Source organism: Brevibacillus laterosporus, assembly GCF_030489605.1.
In the GTDB taxonomy this organism is placed as follows: Bacteria; Bacillota; Bacilli; order Brevibacillales; family Brevibacillaceae; genus Brevibacillus_B; species Brevibacillus_B laterosporus_E.
In genome coordinates this window covers 1-17,580 of record NZ_JAUKFY010000012.1, presented here as the reverse complement: position 1 = coordinate 17,580, position 17,580 = coordinate 1, and the positions used below count along the sequence as shown (strand labels likewise).

Below are 17,580 nucleotides of genomic sequence, written 5' to 3'. Positions count from 1 at the left end.
TCCTTGCGATGCATCCATACAGAAAGTACAATAGGCAATAATTGATAATTCTGATAAAATATAGCGTATTTTTTAAAAAAGGAGGAGAGCCGATGCTACATCAGGCATGCACCAAATTAGAAGAACTGTATTCAGAAATGGTCGACTTGCGTCGGGATTTTCATATGTATCCTGAGCTGTCTTTTCAAGAGGTGGAGACGCCGAGAAAAATAGCAGCTTATTTGAGAAAGCTTGGTATTGAGGTACAGGAAGGGGTTGGTGGTCGGGGAATCGTTGCTAAGATTTATGGGAAAAAACAGAAGAGTCCAGAAGAGCAAGGCAAAACGGTGGCGTTTCGAGCCGATTTTGATGCGCTCCCGATTCAGGATGAGAAGCAGGTGGAATATAAATCAAGGGTTCCTGGAGTCATGCATGCATGTGGTCATGATATACATACAGCGGCTTTGTTGGGAACAGCTAAGATAATAAAAGAGTATGAGCAAGAATTTAGTGGAACGGTGGTTCTGATCTTTCAGCATGCAGAGGAATTAGTCCCAGGCGGGGCGATCTCGATGATAGAGGATGGCTGCCTGAATGGAGTGGATGTTATTTATGGGGCCCATGTATTCTCTGGGCTGCCACTGGGAGTGATTGGCGTACAGGAAGGATATATGCTGGCCGCAGGCGATGAATTTCAAATTGAAATTCGGGGCAAAGGCGGACATGGTGCAAGTCCTCATGAGTCTGTTGACCCCATAGTGATTGGCAGCCAGCTTATCTTGAATTTGCAGCAAGTGGTAAGCAGACGTGTAGATCCTCTGCAACCTGCTGTATTAACGATAGGCTCCTTTCAAAGCGGCGCTACTTACAATGTAATTCCAGACACTGCACAGATCCTGGGAACAGTGCGAACATTTAGTGAGGAAACCCGTACCGGTATCGAACAAGCTATGCAGAAGATCGTCCAGCATACGGTTGAAGGGGCTGGCGCTACTGCGCAATTTGCGTACCGCAGAGGCTATCCGTCTGTGTGGAATGATCCAGCAGAGACTAAGAGGGTGGAGGCGATCGCGAAGCAGCTAGTCGGGAATGAACGAGTTCTCCGTGTTCCGCCACAGATGGGCGGGGAGGATTTTGCTTATTATTTACAAAAAACACCGGGGAATTTTATCGGTGTAGGAGGCGGTAATAGTGAAATAAATGCTACATATCCGCACCATCATCCAATGTTTGATGTGGATGAACGCTCGATGCTACAGATCGGCAAGCTATTTTTGGGCTTACTTGCTGAGCATTTCGTTATTTCTGACGAAGCCTGAGGAATAGTCACAACAATCTGAAGAGCACGAAGGGACCAGAGAAAAGTGTAGGAGGAGTCTTTTGATGGCATGGGTAACGGTAGTGTTCTATTTGTTTTATACATGATTAACTATCTGGATGAATCGAATGCTGGATATTCCGCTACCCAAATTATTCAGGAGATGACGCTTAGCCCAACAGAATGGGGATTGGTAGGTAGCAGTTTTTTCTGGTTTTTTGCTGTTGCTGGTGTCATTGGGGCGGGGATATCTGACAGAATCGGCACGAAAAAGATGCTGATAATCCTGGCGATTTGCTGGACGGTTATACAGGCTGGCTTTCTTGTCATTACAAGCTTACCTATCTTAATAATGGCGAGAGTGTTGCTAGGAATTGGAGAACCCTACATGGCCCGTTATTGTTAGTCATATTAGCAAGTGGTTTCGGAGCAGAGCGGCGAGGCTTTATTTTTGCCTTGTTAACTCTGGGGGCGTCCATTGGTTCTAGTTTGTTTACCCCTGCTTTGGTAACTTCTATAGAACACTGGGGATTCAGATGGGCTTGGGCTGCATTGGGAGCTGTAAGCCTCGTCTGGGTCATTTTCTGGCTGGTAGGTGGAAAAGAGCACCCGGATCAGATAGATGTGTCTAAAAATCCTGTATCCTCAAAGAGCCATTCTGTACAAATTCCCATAATCCAGTCCGCCAAGAAATCCTCCTCCTTGCATTGGTCTGATGTTCGACACACCTTATTTTCAAAAGACTTCTTATTTTCCTTTCTGCTCTACTTTGCACAGATGTGGGGTGTAACCTTTGTCTTGGAATAGGCTTGACGACAACAGCAGGCAGTCTTGCTTCTGTGATTGGAAGTACGCTGTTACCTGAGCGAACAGGTTTAATCATGGGAGTCATGTCTGGCCTAGTTACGTTGGCAGGAATGATTTCTCCGCTTGTGACAGGAGCCATCGTTGAAGCTTGCGGAGCTAATCTAACGAATGGATTTCATCAGGTCCTACTTCTGAATGCTTTTATTTATGTTACTAGCGGTTGTCTGTTCCTTTTATTTGTAAAACGTAAGGAGCAGGCCCGATTATCTCACAGCGCTAATGGGGAGGGAAAGTAATTGAATTCAATCATGACCTTCGTAGCTACAGGAGATTATCTTCAGACCAGACGGGTGCCGAGCTATCAAGAGCATAGCTTTCAAGAGATTGCAAAGCTGATTGGTCAAGCAGATGTGCGCCTGACCAACCTAGAGATGCATGTTTCTTACAATGAAGGTACCCCTAATGCGATTTCTGGCGGTACTCATGTGCAAACAACTCCTGATCGATTAAAGGATTTAGTCGCATACGGCTTTAATTTGGTGGGAACAGCCAACAATCATTCCATGGATTTTAGTCACGATGGCCTGCTACTTACCAACAAATATTTGCGGGAAGCAGGAATATTGCACACGGGCATGGGGGCAAATCTGTTTGAAGCTGGTCGACCTGTTTATTTGGATACCCCTGCCGGTCGAGCGGCGCTCATCTCTGTGACTTCATCCTTCCATCAAACCCATCTTGCTTCCGAACAGCGCCGTGACGGGAAAGGCCGACCGGGTGTAAATGGACTGAGGCATGTGAAAAAACATTTGGTTTCGCAAGCTGATTTTGAGGTATTGAAACGAATCGCTAGTCAGACGGAGGTAAATGCTTTATACGAAATGCTGGTGGAAGAGGCATTTTTGTCCCCCTTGCCAAAGGGAGTCTTAGCATTTGGCTATGATATGTATGGATATCCGGCTATTTTTTATGCAGGGGAAAAAGAGAAGTTGCTTACAATGCCGCATGAGCAGGATATGAAACGCCTGGAGGCCAGCATTGACGATGCTTCACGTCAAGCGGATTATGTTATCGTAAGCTTTCACTCTCATGAAATGAAAGGGACAAATAAGCAGCTTCCGGCTGATTTTGTAGAGATAGCTTGTCGCATGTTCATTGATGCTGGGGCCCACGCGGTAGTCGGGCATGGTCCGCACACGTTACGAGGTATCGAGATTTATCAAAATCGACCGATTTTTTATAGCCTAAGCAATTTTATTTTTCAGGATGAAACGCTGGAAGTTTTACCACAGGAATTTTATGATGCTAATCAACTCCCGCCTGACATGACCATTATGCAGGCCATGGATGCGAAAACCGACCGGGGGACAAAAGGCTTGCTGACGATTCCTGAGGTTATGGAGTCTGTCATCGCCTCATGGAACATGGAGAACGGTCAAATAAAAGAAATTACCTTGTACCCCATTGAACTCGGATGCGGCAAAAAACGCCATCAGAATGGGTTTCCCAAGCTAAGCAGGAATGAAGCTATTGTAAAACGAGTGGCAGAGCTATCAAAGCCATATGGAACAGAGATTCAGGTTTTCGATGGGATTGGAGTCGTACATATCACACCAAAAAGATTGGAATAAAAGTGTAAAGTTTTACAGAAGGATTCAAAAACATGTATTTTATATTTATAATGAAAAGGGAGAGGATCATAACTCCTATGCTATGATCATTTTATCTAAAACACCGAATAAGGAGAACGATTATGGAAAAAACATTAATTTTTGGACATAAAAACCCAGACACAGATACGATTTGTTCAGCTTTGGTTTATGCAGATTTAAAAACAAAATTGGGAGCAAACGTGGAGCCTGTTCGTTTAGGAAACATGAACGGGGAAACAGAATTTGTGCTTAAATATTTTAATGTGGAGGCTCCTCGCTTAGTAGAAACAGTAGCGACAGAAGTTCAAGATGTAATCCTAGTAGACCACAATGAGCGTCAACAAAGCGCCAACGACATCGATCAGGTTCGCGTGGTTGAGGTTATTGATCATCACCGTATCGCTAACTTTGAGACAAACCATCCATTGTATTTCCGTGCTGAGCCGGTTGGATGCACGACTACTATTTTAAATAAAATGTATAAAGAAAACGGTGTAGAGGTAACGAAAACGATTGCCGGTCTTATGCTTTCCGCCATCATTTCTGACACTCTGTTGCTTAAATCCCCAACCTGCACGGAACAAGATGTGAAAGCTGCTCATGAACTAGCTGAGATTGCTGGCGTTGATTTGCAAAGCTATGGCTTGGAAATGTTAAAAGCAGGTGCAGACCTTAGCGACAAAACCATTAGCGAATTGATTTCTCTTGATTCAAAAGAATTCGCTATGGGTAATACCAAAGTGGAAATCGCTCAGGTAAACGCAGTTGATGTGAACGATGTGCTAGCTAACCAGGCTGAAATTGAAGCGCATCTCACTTCTATCATTGAGAAAAAAGGGTTAGATATGTTCCTATTTGTCGTAACAGATATTCTAAATAATGATTCCGTTGGTCTTGCGGTAGGTCGTGCAGCAAAGGCTGTCGAACAGGCATTCAATGTGCCATTGAAAGATAACAAAGCGCTTCTAAAAGGTGTTGTGTCCCGTAAGAAGCAAATTGTACCAGTATTAACAGAAGCATTCAGCAAGATGTAATTCCAAAAAACTCATCTCATCAATAAAATCAAGGCTTCCTTCGCGGTGGATCGGCCGATTTCACCGAAAGGAAGCCTTCTTTTATTTGTCGAAAAATATAAAATTTTACATTTTTTGAGATTTTAGTAGCGGATTCTCTGAAATAAATGTAAAATATAGTAAAATATTGATATTTCGTTAAAAAGGAGTGTTTACATGGTCGGGAGTAATCATGTGATGGTGCGATCGATACGGTCGGAAATTGAATATCGCATCAAATCATATAACTACACGCTTAGTAAACTCAGTGAATTGACTAATATCAATGCCGGGCACTTGAGTGGGTTCTTGAAAGGAAACCCTATTCGGGCATTAACTATTGATCAATTAAATGCGATTGGACGAGCCTTTGGAGAACCTACCGGATGGCTGTACGATTTGTATGTAGAGGAATGCTTTCAAAGAGGGAAGGTTTCAAAGCGACGAGTAAGACCCTATCTGGTGCAATGTGCAGAGCTAGGGAGGCATGACTGTATACAAATGGTAATCCCCCAATTGTTGGAGGACCCTAAAAACATCGAGGTTCTCTTTGCAGTGGCAGAACAGCTTTTCTATAAGGGAAAACAGAAGGAATCCGCTTATTTTTACCAGCTGGTGGTTGATAACGAAAAAAATAGCCATTCAGAAAGGGCAGTTATCAGTCAATATCGTTTATTTCGAGCTCTGCTTGGAAATAATGCCGAGGAAAATGGAAAAGCGGTTATTCGTTTTGAACCGTTTCGAAAGCGACTCTCAGAAGGGCACCAATTGGATGCGTTATTGCATTTAGCCAATGTGAGCTTTACTTTGCATAAATGGAAAGAAGTAGAGAAGTATGCAGACGAATTAAGAGAATTGGCCACCTTAGTATACGAAAATGAACGAAATAAGCAGAAAAGTAATAGAAAAGGTGAGCCTCTTAAAACAGAGCGACATTTGGTTGTCTATTATGGACAGGCCTATTTATTAAAGTCAGAAGCTTTAGAAAAGCAAGGCTTATACAAAAAGGCAAATGAGTACGCTGCTGGTTATGCTGATTTAGGCTGGTTTGACAATCTTGATGAAGTCGGTCAAAAGGAGGTACAGAAGTTCCGCTTATGGGCCCGGGCAAACAGATATACCTTTGACCTGCTTATGGGACAATTGGATATTCTTCCAGATTATATTGCTTTTCTGGAGGAAAACCCAAAGGAGCTTCCTGCCGGTCTCGTGACCATTGTTGAATCTGCAAATAAATACAATTTTACCATAGACAACATCATAGAGAAATTTTCAATCGAGATCAGCTGCTTTGATGAATACAAAGATACGATTAATGTCGAACGCCATCTGCGCTTCAGGTATCAGTTAGCTATTTACCAGTTCAAAAATGAACGTTTTCATAGTGGAATAGTTGAAATTCTGCGATGTCTCACTTTATCTACTGCTACGAACGATCATAAGAATTTTATACGCTGCGTAACACTTTTTGAAGCACATAGATACCACGCAACAGAGCAACAGAAACAAGAGTACAAAAAAATTATGGAGGAGGTAAGGAATGATGAGAGTCTTTTTGCTTTCGCTGGTAATGATCTTTGGGTTGTGTAGTCAGGTGACAGTAGCAGAAGCAATGGCAAAAGATAGAGTGATTCAATACGATCATGGGATTGGTGGATAAAAGATACCCATTGTCCTATTTCTACAAAGCACGCCTTCTATCAGGAAGGGTGCTTTTTTTTTGCATGTAACCAAAGAAAAATTCTAGGAAAATATCAGTAAAAAATTTTTTATGTTAAAAAATGGGTAAAATAGATTATTTTTACAGTATTTTTCAAAATGGGTTTTTTGGAATAATAGGTTATAGTGTAAATAAGACATTTGATCTAAAAAGGAGGAGGTCGATATTAAAGACTTTAAAAAGGTAGAGAACGTTCTACTCTACCATAGGAAAAGAACGGCTAGAACGAATGTGAAATTCTCTGCTCCTATCAAATCCAGTAATCCCTTATCCGGGAAACGCATTCAAAGCTATCAGGCTGAGGATGAGCTCCACACAGATACTGAGAATCTCAGGAAAAAATTAGTTGAGCTTGTCTGCAAAGAGGGTACTTTCTCAAGCCTAGCAGTGTTAGAGATGAGCCAACAGCTAGATGAGTATATTGTCCATATGCAAAAAAGGATAAAATCCTATAAACACTAGTGCTGCTGTTCAAATGTCTACGGTTTTTGTAACACGTATCAAGCTATGCTATCGCTTTGTCTAGTTTGTGTACCCATGCGCATGATCTTGTGCGCCTTCTGCTGCAGGGAAGAAGCTGCGGATGCCGTACTTTAAGCTCCAAAGATGAAGACAAGGTACAAGGCAACTACCAGCAAGCAAATCATGAGGAATGCCGATCCTCTATGCAGAAGATAACCAGCAAGCCCCCATTCGTTGGCAAAAACTACGCGTCTATCATAGGAGGCGAGACAATCCATACTTATTTCGGAACCATCACCGCAAATCGAAACCAAACCATATGGGCGCCTTTCTCACGCTCCAATCAGTTATTTGTCAAACAAAATCCGCAATGATCCGTGCCAATCCTAGTCGGCGCCCACTTCTTTTACATATGTGGCGTTATGCTTGCGGGCCCATAGCCCCACCCATTTTTCCAGCTCCTATAAGCTTAGCCAATCAAATACCAGTTACGAAACAGTAACCGCAGCCGCATACTTGTATCGTTTTTTCCGAACCTTGGTTTTAACAACACACGGAGGTAGATGATAAGCAGAAGGAATAGACTTATCATTACGATAAAAATTTACATCCCTATTATATATCAGAAAATTCTGGAACAAAAGACGGGCAACACATCGTCTTGGGCATTTTGTATGACCTGTAGTAATGACTGGTGAAGCAAAAGGCCCGTATCTAGTATACGAGCCCTACTCATCATGATTTTTCTGTTTTTGTTCTGCTAGATATGCTAGAAAACGGACATGCTCTAGTGCCTTTTGTTTATCCTCTTCCGAAAGCTTATCCAATTCAGATAGAAATAGTGCTTCAAATGCAGAATAAGGGCTGGCTGTTTCTTTGACCAGGCCGGGGCGTCTGTTGTCAAAAAGAATGCAATCAGCAGATACCTCTAGCGCTTCTGCTAGACGGGAAATATCATCATGATTGGGATTTGTATAGGATCTTTCCCAGTTAGAAATCACTTGTGATGAAACATTAACACGTGCAGCCAACTCCTGCTGCGTCCATTTCTTCTGCTTTCGGAGAGCTTTGATTCGTAGTCCGATCGTTGGCATTCTTGTCACCTCTTTACCCAAATAATAGCAAGAACTAACGAATTTAGGTAGTTTACTAACGATAATTGAGAGAATGACAAAAAATAACAATTAAAAAAACGAGTTACGTTATTTGAATAGATATAAGCTTTTAGATACAATGCAGTTGTTTTTTTGGAGCGTGCCAAAATGTCTAAACATGATTATCCGTTAACGTGATTGGCATGGAATAGTATTATAGAAGCGAAAAGAAACAAACAGTGTTGATATTTTCTCAACAGATTTGGAACAAAATGACACTTTTTATCAACATTCCTAATACAATACAAAAAACAGTGTTTAGGAGTGGAATTAAAAATGAATTGGCTTCTCGTGCTAGGATTTGCTGTTTCATCGAGTCTCGATAATCTCGGTGTTGGAATATCGTATGGAATACGCAATATTCGCATCGGTTTTCTTTCCAATTGTGTAATTGCTTGTATATGCTTTCTTTTGAGTGAGATTGGAATTTATTTCGGTCAGCTACTGTCAGCTATCCTGCCTGGAATACTTCCGGTTCTAGTAGGGGCTCTGTTATTATTCGTCATTGGCGTACGGATTATCTTATTGGCATTTCCTCGTAAAGAAGTCGTTTGTGCTGTATCAAGCGAAGGCAGCGCGAACACCAGAAGCATCAAGGGCATCTTGCAAAAGCCTGAAAAGGTAGACGTAGACAAATCGGGAGAAATTGGTGTGGGGGAAGCGTTTATTTTGGGAGTAGCCCTTGCTGCAAATGCTGTTACCAATGGTTTAAGTGCAGGGCTAATGGGCTTATCTCCGCATGCTATTTCGATAACTGCGGCGATAGGAAGCTTCATCACAGTCTGGGCAGGAGTTGCCTTAGGAAAAAAAGTAGCCTCAATCCGGATTGCTTCTTTCAGCTTAGGTCAATTTGGCACCATTATAAGTGGAGCGATGCTTTTGGTGATCGCTGCCAATACTTTGTTGTAGCTATTTACCAAATATGTTTGACGAAAACAGCAACTGCTTACGGCAGAGCAGTTGCTGTTTGCTGTGGATCATTTATAAATTCCAACCTAAAAACCCCTTCTCGTAGAGGCATAAAGCATGCTTTTCTATGAGAAGGGGGACTGTCTTATAACCAGCTTTCGTTACAGTCGTGGCTTACATGCTTGATCTGGCACGAGCTGTAAAGTGAGCTAGCTGCGGAAGGGCAATGCCTGCAAAAATGAAGCCTACGCCTATCCATTGCGATGCAGAGACCGCTTCTTTTAAAATCAGCACAGATAAAATAACGGTAACGGGTAATTCGGCTGTCGCTAAAATCGTAGCAAGTCCTGAGCCGATTTTTGGAATCCCAATGGAAAAAGCAATCGAAGGAATTACAATACTAAAGGTTCCTAAGGCTAGTGCATATTTCCACAGACCTTTTTCCAGCGCTCCATCGTAGAGAAAGGTTGGCGGGAAAACCGTGAGTATAAGTGCTAATGCGCCAGCTATCAGGAATACACTTCGAGGAAAAGGCGGAACCTCCACGGCCACTTTTCCACTCGCAAAAAGATAACAAGCAAACGAAACAGCAGACAATAATCCAAGAAGGATGCCGCTTATTTCCAGACTTTGAATGGATTGCTCCAGTAAGCCGCCGGAAAGAGCAGTACCGGCTAGCAAGAATAGCACAGAAATGATTTTTTCTTTTGACGGTAATGTCTTGGTAGAGATGGCTTCAATAATGATACCGATCCAGACAAACTGAAAAAGCAACACAATGCCGATAGAAGCGGGAATTGTTTGCAATGCTGCATAATAACAAATGCCGGTGAAGCTGGCTGATGTACCGGCAAAAAACAACGCAATCGCTTTTTTCAGCGGAACTCTCTGTCGAAAAAATGATAAGGTCAGGACAAGCAGTAAGAGCCAGCCGGTCAGATATTGGCTGCCAATTACCTCTCCTAATGTAAAGCCCGTCTGGTAGGCAAACTTTACAAATATGGCTAATACCCCAATGCTACAAGCTCCTGCTAACACTAAAAAGGAATAACGAAACAAATCGAGCCTCCGTATCAATGAATAAATGTAGGATGTAAGCGAAAAAAGCTTTCCGCGCCACGGACTGCCGGCTAAGCGGTGCTGTGCTCGTCCGCGTCAGCCTTCTTATGTTGCTGCGCTTACTTTTAGCTGTTGCAGACGTGCAATTACCTCTTGCAGCACCTCGATGTTCTTGACCAGTGCAATACGCACATATCCTGCACCGCCAGCGCCAAATCCACTGCCGGGTGAAAGGAGAATGCCTGCTTGGTCTAAGAGATAGCTTACAAAATTCCGATCGCCCATTTCTTCATACTCGCGAGGAATCTTTGTCCAAAGAAAGAAGGATGCCGGCGACTTTTTAACCTCCCAGCCTAACTTTTGCAGCTCCGGGACAAAATAATCCATGCGCTCCTGATAGCGTTTCGTCTGCTCAGATGCGTAGTATTCCATCTGCTCAAGCGCATCTATGGCAACACATTGGAAGGGCAGGAACATGCCAAAATCAACATTGAATTTCATCGTTCGAAGCCCCTGCAATACGTGCTTATTCCCTAAGGCAAAGCCAATACGCCATCCTGCTACATTACAAGATTTACTTAAGCTATATAGCTCAACAGCGACATCCCTTCCTCCCGGTAAAGAAAGAATACTGGGAACTTCAACACCATCATAAGAGATTTCGGCATAGGCTAAATCATGGATGATCACAAAATTAAATTCCTTTGCCAGAGCAATGGCTTCTGTCAAAAACTCTTTCGTTAATACAGTTGCCGTAGGATTCCCAGGCGAGCAAAGGACCATCACCTTGGCTTTGTGCAAATCTTCCTGAGAAATTTGTGATAAGTCTGGTACAAAGGTTTCTTTTTCACATGGAAAATAAATAGGAACTCCGCCTACTAAATGTAAACAATTCGTATAAACGCTGTAAGAAGGGGAGGGGACAAGAACGCTGTCTCCTTCATCTAATAGGGCAGACAGCAGATAATAGATTCCCTCTTTTGTCCCCAATACATCTAAAACCTCTGTTTTATCACATAAGCTGACTTTGAATCGGCGTGCGTAATAAGAGGCAGCCGCCTTTTTTAGCTTTTTCCCGACGTCTGGAGTAAAATCACCATAGCCATGATAACTGGGATTTGAGATATATTCCTTTAGCTTTTCAATCAATTCCGGATTCGGGGAACCGTCTGGATTCCCGATGGCTAAGTTAATAACAGGGCGTGTTTGCCTTTGCAATTGCTCCTCAATAAAGCTAAATGCATCCTCTGGCAGGGTTTGGATGTAGGTTCTTGCCATGTAAATACTCCTTTCCCGATCACTTTTTAACCTTCCTGATAAAAGAATTAGCGGATTGGTTTTTCCAGGAGGCGATTCTCCACTGCAATTTCTCCTGAAATCACTTTCATTTCAAATTCATGGATGCAGGCGGCTAATTTACTGACAATCTCTGAGATATGGTCCTCTGAAAATAATGACATGGGATAAAGTAAAAATGCAGTCTTCATGTTATCGTCTGGATTCACTTTAAATTCTGGTACAATGCTAATTAAAGGAACCTGGTGTCCTTTATTGGTTTCGTTCCAACAATATTGAATGAATGTTTTCGCAATTTCGCTTGTATCGAAGTGGGAGGAATGTAAGCGAATCCGATTAAAGGCAATCTGAAACACAAGCTCCCATCCTAAAGAAGCGTCATTAATGACAGAGATACCGCTTACTTTTTCAAGCGCATCCTTAAATTTCATATGTAACGTATGCAGCTGGACTAAATATTCCTGAAATCCTGCTCTTCCTAACCGGTTCATTGCCACCCAAGCTGCGGCGATTCCGCTGGCAGGACGAGAATTTTCGATGGTATAGCGATAGGCGCGGAAATTACCGAATTCATAGTCGTTATCTCCATAGGTATAGGAGCCTTCATTTAAGCGGTTAAAGCATTCATCCGTTTTGGAAACAAAAAAACTTGTCGAATAGGGGCACAAACCATTTTTGTGCATATCCACACCAAACGAATCAAATCGAGAAACACCTTTTACCTTTTCTACTACTCGCTTAATTTTGCGGCGAATTTCAGCATTTTCGATTTTTTGTTCCCATTCGTTATCGCTTACTCCCATAAAAGTAAACCACAGCCAGCCAATTACGCTATCTAAATGAAAATAGGGAAAATAGGTTTGCTTCGTTTCTGCAAATACCTGCTCAACGCACTGATATACCTCATTCGTATCATCACAAGCGAAGTTAATCGTGGTTCCCCCGCAGCATACAACGGCGGCAATCCGCTTTCCTTTAGCGAGCTGCTCGTGCAGAACCTGTTTTAGTTTCGTTACATCCATGCGCCAATCCTCTGTGGTTCCAATGCGGATGCATTGATCTGCTCCCAACCCAAGTATGGAACAAACATGCTCAACACAATAGTGTGCGCCTTCATTTGTTAAGACCACCAGATCATTGGGAATCCCCTCACGTCTTGATTCAGGAGCGATTTTGGAAATGGCTGATTTGATCGCGTAGAAAAGAGTTAATTTTCCACCATTGCAAGAAATACCATGTGATTGCTCCCAGCCTACTAAACGGCCAATGGCTCTGGCTATGCGCTGTTCAAATAATATTGTTTTGCCGCCAAAGGCATCCATTAAACTGTTGGAATTATATAATTGCGTCATTGTTGTCGCTGCTACAGTATCTAACAAGGGTGAGGGCACCATATTAAAGAGCGAATAGGGGGAGTGCGGACGAATACTGCCTTCAAACATTTCAGAAAGGCTCGTAAATACCTCTTCTGTATGTTTTCCCGTTTCCGGCATATAGCTTTTTTCTAGATCTTCCTTATAATGAAAGGCTTGGGCAGAAAATTTCGGATTTAGTTGATTTGTAGCCTGAAGCTGTTTTTGAAGGAGGGCTGTCTTATTGAAAAATGTCTCTACATTATCTTCGTATGGAAGTAAAAATTCTGTTTCTGGCATTATGTTTTTGATCATATCGAAACCTCCAGTAAGGAACTGCTACCTATCTTGTGATTTATAAATCAACCATTTAGATTTTGATTCAAGAAAGATCGCAAGCGATACTTTTTGTTTGCATTAAGGCTGTTGTCTTATGTCGTATCCCTCCTATGCTAGATGAAAGAACGAAATGCTTGCATTGTGCTATACATATAATTTCAGTAAACAGCAAATGGTCATACTATTTGAAATTATATTGCTTATAATATAACCTGAAATAGGGTAATTTGTCGATATTTGTATTTAACCGCAATGAAATGAATTTATTTTAATTGAACTTTTCTGAATCTTTGCTTATCTCTGTCTATGAGGTGTATCAAAAAGAGAAGAAATCTGAGGCGGAATAAGCCTAGGGCATCTCCTGAAAATAAAAAAGCCCGCACATTACATGCGAGCTATTTGTCGTGATCCTGTTGTTGTTGGTTTGCCAGATAGCGCAGGTAACGGATGTGTTCCAGCACCTTTTTTCTATCTTCTTCTGACAGCTGTTCCAATTCGGATAAATATAAGGCTTCAAAATCAGAATAGGGTCTAGAAGCTTCCTTAACAAGCTTCGTATGCTTGTTGCCAAAAAGCATGTAGTCAGCAGAAACGTCTAAGGATTTAGAGAGTCGATAAATATCATCATGATTGGGATTCGTGTAAGCTCTCTCCCAGTTAGAAATGACTTGTGCTGAGACGTTTACACGAGCAGCCAATTCCTGCTGCGTCCATTTTTTCTTTTTCCGCAGCTCTTTGATTCGTTGACCGATCAACGGCATTCTCGTCACCTCTTTACAAAAATAATATCAGCAACTAACGAATTAAGGTAGTTTACTAACGAAATTTGAGAAAGTGAAGAAAAAAGAGCATTGACAGTAACGTGTTACGTTATTATGATATTGCTATAGGCTCCTAAAAATTGGAATGCGAGGTGCTACATATGGTTCATCAGAATGTCGAGAGAATCAGGCGGGCAAAAGGAATCACTAAGACGCATTTGGCAAAAATATTAGGTCTTTCATTACAAGGATACAGACATATTACGTGCGGGCAGGTGAGGCTTGATGTAGAACGCTTGCAGATTATCGCAAATGTATTAGACGTTGAACCAGGCATTTTTTTTGATGATAAACTAACGGATTCGGTTATAAAATCTATGAACCAATCTAAAACAGCTTGAGAGCGAAAGAATCGTTAGAAATAACGGTAGAAGCTACAAAGGTGGGGAATGGATGAAAGGATTGGCTTTCCAATATCAAACGTTTGGGGAAGGAATGAGAAAACGCAGAAAGGACAGGAATTTAAGCCTGTCACAGCTATCCAAAATGACAGGAGTCAGCAAGGGGGTGATATCAAAAATAGAGTGTGGGGAAACCCGCAAACCCGAATGGCGAACCATTAAACCGCTAGCTGTTTCCCTACAGATTCCGTGGGAAGAAGTCATTGGCTATTATGCAGATGTGGAACGGCGCCCTAAGATTTTACTTGATTTGCTCTCCAAATCCATTTCATTACGGCAAACCCCACTGATTAAAAAAGTAGCGCTGCGTTTTATTCAACTGCCGACTGAGGATAGTTACGAGCTTATGGAAAAGCTGTATAAGCGCTCCTGTTCGGTTCATGATCTTCCCAGCCGTCTCACTTTATTCAATCTCATCGTAAGCTACGCCAGGGAAAGAGGGATGCAGAAATATCTGGCTAAAGGTCTGTTGCAGATCTATTTGGTGCAGCGGCAGGATTTGAAGAAGCTGGAAGAATCTTTTCAAATTGGAGAGGAGGTGTTGCATTACATTGTATTTTTGGCGCAGGAGGAAAGGATTGATTTCCTTTACAAATTAGCCCTGCAAGCCTACGCATTAAAGAAGTACGAAAAATGTATCGACCTTAGTCAAGCAGGGATTCGAGAGGATCAGGGCAGTAGCGAATTAAAAGCGAGAGGCTATCTAGCAATGATTAATTCCCTTTCACGATTAGGGCGATACAAAGCTGTAGAGCGGCACCTAGAGCAATTTCAACAACTTCCTTATTCATTTGTAGCTGAGGCAACTTTACTAACAAGAGCGATTTTACATGCAAGGCGACAAGAGTATCAATTGGCAATCCCATTACTCAAAGAGTGTTTAGACACAAGCAGTCCGTCTTCGAAAATTCATGTGGTAAATGAGCTTCTGGATATTTTCCTTACCATCAATAATGTGAAAGCCTGCGAAGAGTTATTTCATCAAGAAAAAGAGTGGCTGTATGTGAACCTGCAAACACCGTACAAGCATTTATCGGTAGGGAAATATTATCGGTTTAAAGGATTTCATCAAATCAAGGCAGGCTATGTGGATGAGGGACTTGAGAGTTACAGCAAGAGTCTGCTGGTTTATGCAAAACTAAATGCTTTTTTGGAAATGAATGAATGCATCAATGATATCTTGACTCATTTTGTAGCTTGCTCGAAGGCTATTACGGTAAAGCAAATCGAACAATTGCAACGTGTGTATCAACAGATTGTTTCTGAAAACTATCAGAGTAGGGGTGCGTAATCTATGAAAAAAGTAATAGGCATGCTTCTGATGTCTGTAACAATGCTTGTGACGGTCACACTTACTGATTCAGTGGTTCCAGCACCAAGCGGGACAAGTCTTCAGGTGCAACCATCTGATTATGATCCAGGGTATTAAGAACTGAGTTTTGTAAAGCTGTAAATCAGCGAAACACAGGAGCGTTTGCCAGATAGCGCTCCTGTGTAAAGAGGCAAGCAGCAGATGGACGTTTCGGTTATGAGGATAGGCTGTACGGAAACCTAAGTAGATAAGAGCGGCCGTTGTCCAGCTATCCAAGGCCGAATATAGTCCGATCGAATTTACGAGGTCTACAGGAGGTAACAGCTTTAGCCTACAAATAGATACGATTGCGTAAAAGGGGTGGTTACATGATTGATCGTAATCATGTTAGGGCGCGAACCATACGTACGGAAATTGAACGTCGTCTCCAAATGCATGACTACACTCTGAGTAAATTAAGTGAGTTATCTCGTATCAATAATGGACATTTAAGCGGTTTTTTGAATGGAAATCCTGCCAGGACATTAACGGTTGCACAATTAGATTCCATTGCAAATGTGTTTCATGAGCCTCCTGGCTGGCTGTATGACTTGTATATTGATGAATGCTTTCCAAAGGGAAGAGTATCTAGGAGAAGAGTATGCCCCTATCTGATTAGATGTGCCGAGCTGGGCAGACATGACTGCATTCAGCCAGTTGTCTCGGTCTTATTGGAGCAACGCAAGAACATCGAAATCCTTTTTTATGTAGCCGAACAGCTATATCAAAATGGGAGGCAGGAAGAATCAATCTACTTTTATCAGTTAGTGATTGATAACGAAAAAGACAGCTATTCAGACCGATTTATTATGAGTCACTATCGTTTATTTCGCTCCTTGCAGGAAACCGATATGGAGGAAAATTGGAAGGCTGTTATCCGATTTGAAGCTTATCGCAAAAGATTATCTGAGCGTCATCAGTTGGATGCACTTCTACAGCTAGCTAATGTATGTTTTACATTACATAAGTGGAAAGAAGTGGAGAAGTACGGAGATGAATTAAGGAAATTAGCGACTCTGGTTTATCAAAAGGAGCTTTCCAAGCTAAAGAATAATCGATACTATCAGCCGCTTAAAACCGAGCGTCATTTGGTCGTTTATTATGGACAGGGATATTTGTTAAAGGCAGTATCTCTGGAAAAACAAGGGCATTACGAACAAGCCAAGGAATATGTCTCTGGCTACGCTGATCTTAGCTGGTTTGAACTGCTTGACGAATCTGGACAAGAAGAGGTCGAAAAATTCAATCTGTGGGCTACCGCAAACATGTATACCTTGGACATGCTCATGGGAAATACAAGTGTTCTTGCTGACTACATTGCCTTCCTTGAGGATCATCCTACTGAAATATTAACCGGCGTAGTAACAATCATGAAATCAGCCAACCAGCATGGTTTTTTAATAGATCATCTTTTAGAGAAATTTTCGGCAGAAATACGTACCTTTGAACATTCCCATGACTCCATTAGCGTAGATCGACATCTCCGGTTTCGATATGATCTGGCTATTTACCATTTTCAAAATGAACGGTTTGAAAGTGGAATAATAGATACTCTACGATGTCTGGATTTATCCATCGTGATGAATAATCAGAAGAAGTTCATCCAATGTGTAACACTTTTTGAAGCATACAGATATCACGCCACAGAACAACAAAAAAGAGAGTATAAAAAATTGATGGAGGAGGTGAGAAATAATGAGGGGATTTTTGCTATCGCTAGTAATGGCTTTTGGAATGTTTAGTCATGCAGCAGATGTAGAAGTAGCAAAAGCGGAACATTCAGTAGCTCCCTATGAACATGGCGTAGGCGGTTGATTCTTGTTTTTCATTTGGAAAGCACTCCTTTTATCAGGAGTGCTTCAGCGTGTAGACAAAATACCGAAAGGTATAGAGGTCTGCACGCTTTTC

18 protein-coding genes are annotated in these 17,580 nt (G+C 41.9%); 13 read left to right on the top strand and 5 right to left on the bottom strand.

Features of this window, described 5'->3' with window-relative positions; translation table 11 throughout:
• The first annotated feature begins 92 nt into the window (after positions 1-92).
• From QZ995_RS14160 to QZ995_RS14125, 8 genes are all read left to right on the top strand, one after another.
• A complete protein-coding gene (locus QZ995_RS14160; protein ID WP_301807996.1) occupies positions 93-1,298 on the top strand; it encodes a M20 metallopeptidase family protein in 1,206 nt (401 codons plus the stop codon).
• Positions 1,299-1,367: 69 nt separating this feature from the next.
• Positions 1,368-1,703 (top strand): MFS transporter, encoded by a 336-nt coding sequence (locus QZ995_RS14155; protein WP_301807993.1) that lies wholly within the window; start codon positions 1,368-1,370, stop codon positions 1,701-1,703.
• On the top strand, positions 1,697-2,104 hold the full coding sequence (locus QZ995_RS14150; RefSeq protein WP_301807990.1) for an MFS transporter: 408 nt from the start codon (positions 1,697-1,699) through the stop codon (positions 2,102-2,104). The genes QZ995_RS14155 and QZ995_RS14150 overlap by 7 nt, the downstream gene beginning before the upstream one ends.
• Positions 2,105-2,106: 2 nt before the next feature.
• Positions 2,107-2,400 (top strand): hypothetical protein, encoded by a 294-nt coding sequence (locus QZ995_RS14145; protein WP_301807988.1) that lies wholly within the window; start codon positions 2,107-2,109, stop codon positions 2,398-2,400.
• A complete protein-coding gene (locus QZ995_RS14140; RefSeq protein ID WP_301807985.1) occupies positions 2,401-3,735 on the top strand; it encodes a CapA family protein in 1,335 nt (444 codons plus the stop codon).
• 122 nt (positions 3,736-3,857) lie between these two features.
• Positions 3,858-4,790: a manganese-dependent inorganic pyrophosphatase gene (locus QZ995_RS14135; RefSeq protein ID WP_301807983.1), complete on the top strand. Its 933-nt coding sequence runs from the start codon at positions 3,858-3,860 to the stop codon at positions 4,788-4,790.
• 195 nt (positions 4,791-4,985) lie between these two features.
• Entirely contained in the window at positions 4,986-6,398 is a 1,413-nt protein-coding gene (locus tag QZ995_RS14130) for a DNA-binding protein (RefSeq protein WP_301807980.1), read from the top strand.
• A gap of 361 nt (positions 6,399-6,759) precedes the next feature.
• A complete protein-coding gene (locus QZ995_RS14125; protein WP_031412221.1) occupies positions 6,760-6,990 on the top strand; it encodes an aspartyl-phosphate phosphatase Spo0E family protein in 231 nt (76 codons plus the stop codon).
• Between the two features lie 728 nt (positions 6,991-7,718).
• Here QZ995_RS14125 and QZ995_RS14120 read toward each other — a convergent pair.
• A complete protein-coding gene (locus tag QZ995_RS14120; RefSeq protein ID WP_003338800.1) occupies positions 7,719-8,084 on the bottom strand; it encodes a helix-turn-helix domain-containing protein in 366 nt (121 codons plus the stop codon).
• Positions 8,085-8,420: 336 nt separating this feature from the next.
• Here QZ995_RS14120 and ytaF point away from each other — a divergent pair, with 336 nt between their 5' ends.
• Positions 8,421-9,053 carry a sporulation membrane protein YtaF gene (gene ytaF / locus QZ995_RS14115; protein WP_301807972.1) on the top strand — a complete coding sequence of 211 codons (633 nt, stop codon included), beginning with the start codon at positions 8,421-8,423 and terminating at the stop codon, positions 9,051-9,053.
• 174 nt (positions 9,054-9,227) lie between these two features.
• On the opposite strand, the gene QZ995_RS14110 is transcribed toward ytaF, so the two are convergent.
• From QZ995_RS14110 to QZ995_RS14095, 4 genes are all read right to left on the bottom strand, one after another.
• Positions 9,228-10,112 carry an EamA family transporter gene (locus QZ995_RS14110; RefSeq protein WP_301807968.1) on the bottom strand — a complete coding sequence of 295 codons (885 nt, stop codon included), beginning with the start codon at positions 10,110-10,112 and terminating at the stop codon, positions 9,228-9,230.
• A 105-nt stretch (positions 10,113-10,217) separates the two neighbouring features.
• Positions 10,218-11,390, bottom strand: a complete 1,173-nt coding sequence (locus QZ995_RS14105) for a pyridoxal phosphate-dependent aminotransferase (protein WP_301807966.1) — start codon at positions 11,388-11,390, stop codon at positions 10,218-10,220.
• A 47-nt stretch (positions 11,391-11,437) separates the two neighbouring features.
• A complete protein-coding gene (locus QZ995_RS14100; RefSeq protein WP_301807964.1) occupies positions 11,438-13,075 on the bottom strand; it encodes a pyridoxal phosphate-dependent decarboxylase family protein in 1,638 nt (545 codons plus the stop codon).
• Positions 13,076-13,494: 419 nt separating this feature from the next.
• The gene (locus QZ995_RS14095) at positions 13,495-13,860 is read right to left on the bottom strand and encodes a helix-turn-helix domain-containing protein (protein ID WP_301807962.1); all 366 of its coding nucleotides are present in this window, start codon (positions 13,858-13,860) and stop codon (positions 13,495-13,497) included.
• Positions 13,861-14,021: 161 nt separating this feature from the next.
• Between QZ995_RS14095 and QZ995_RS14090 the strand changes: the two genes are divergently transcribed.
• The 4 genes from QZ995_RS14090 (at position 14,022) to QZ995_RS14075 (ending at position 17,414) form a co-directional block, all read left to right on the top strand.
• Entirely contained in the window at positions 14,022-14,261 is a 240-nt protein-coding gene (locus tag QZ995_RS14090; RefSeq protein WP_003338810.1) for a helix-turn-helix domain-containing protein, read from the top strand.
• 52 nt (positions 14,262-14,313) lie between these two features.
• On the top strand, positions 14,314-15,612 hold the full coding sequence (locus QZ995_RS14085; RefSeq protein WP_301807950.1) for a helix-turn-helix domain-containing protein: 1,299 nt from the start codon (positions 14,314-14,316) through the stop codon (positions 15,610-15,612).
• 3 nt (positions 15,613-15,615) lie between these two features.
• Complete coding sequence (locus QZ995_RS14080; RefSeq protein WP_301807947.1) at positions 15,616-15,750, top strand: hypothetical protein; 135 nt, start codon at positions 15,616-15,618, stop codon at positions 15,748-15,750.
• 251 nt (positions 15,751-16,001) lie between these two features.
• Positions 16,002-17,414, top strand: a complete 1,413-nt coding sequence (locus QZ995_RS14075; RefSeq protein ID WP_301807946.1) for a DNA-binding protein — start codon at positions 16,002-16,004, stop codon at positions 17,412-17,414.
• Positions 17,415-17,580: the final 166 nt, after the last annotated feature.

Coding starts and splice junctions, on each gene's coding strand:
- QZ995_RS14160 (WP_301807996.1), top strand. CDS start 93: ATGCTACATCAGGCATGCACCAAATTAGAAGAACTGTATTCAGAAATG.
- QZ995_RS14155 (WP_301807993.1), top strand. CDS start 1,368: ATGGGTAACGGTAGTGTTCTATTTGTTTTATACATGATTAACTATCTG.
- QZ995_RS14135 (WP_301807983.1), top strand. CDS start 3,858: ATGGAAAAAACATTAATTTTTGGACATAAAAACCCAGACACAGATACG.
- QZ995_RS14130 (WP_301807980.1), top strand. CDS start 4,986: ATGGTCGGGAGTAATCATGTGATGGTGCGATCGATACGGTCGGAAATT.
- QZ995_RS14120 (WP_003338800.1), bottom strand. CDS start 8,084: ATGCCAACGATCGGACTACGAATCAAAGCTCTCCGAAAGCAGAAGAAA.
- ytaF (WP_301807972.1), top strand. CDS start 8,421: ATGAATTGGCTTCTCGTGCTAGGATTTGCTGTTTCATCGAGTCTCGAT.
- QZ995_RS14105 (WP_301807966.1), bottom strand. CDS start 11,390: ATGGCAAGAACCTACATCCAAACCCTGCCAGAGGATGCATTTAGCTTT.
- QZ995_RS14100 (WP_301807964.1), bottom strand. CDS start 13,075: ATGATCAAAAACATAATGCCAGAAACAGAATTTTTACTTCCATACGAA.
- QZ995_RS14095 (WP_301807962.1), bottom strand. CDS start 13,860: ATGCCGTTGATCGGTCAACGAATCAAAGAGCTGCGGAAAAAGAAAAAA.
- QZ995_RS14090 (WP_003338810.1), top strand. CDS start 14,022: ATGGTTCATCAGAATGTCGAGAGAATCAGGCGGGCAAAAGGAATCACT.
- QZ995_RS14085 (WP_301807950.1), top strand. CDS start 14,314: ATGAAAGGATTGGCTTTCCAATATCAAACGTTTGGGGAAGGAATGAGA.
- QZ995_RS14080 (WP_301807947.1), top strand. CDS start 15,616: ATGAAAAAAGTAATAGGCATGCTTCTGATGTCTGTAACAATGCTTGTG.
- QZ995_RS14075 (WP_301807946.1), top strand. CDS start 16,002: ATGATTGATCGTAATCATGTTAGGGCGCGAACCATACGTACGGAAATT.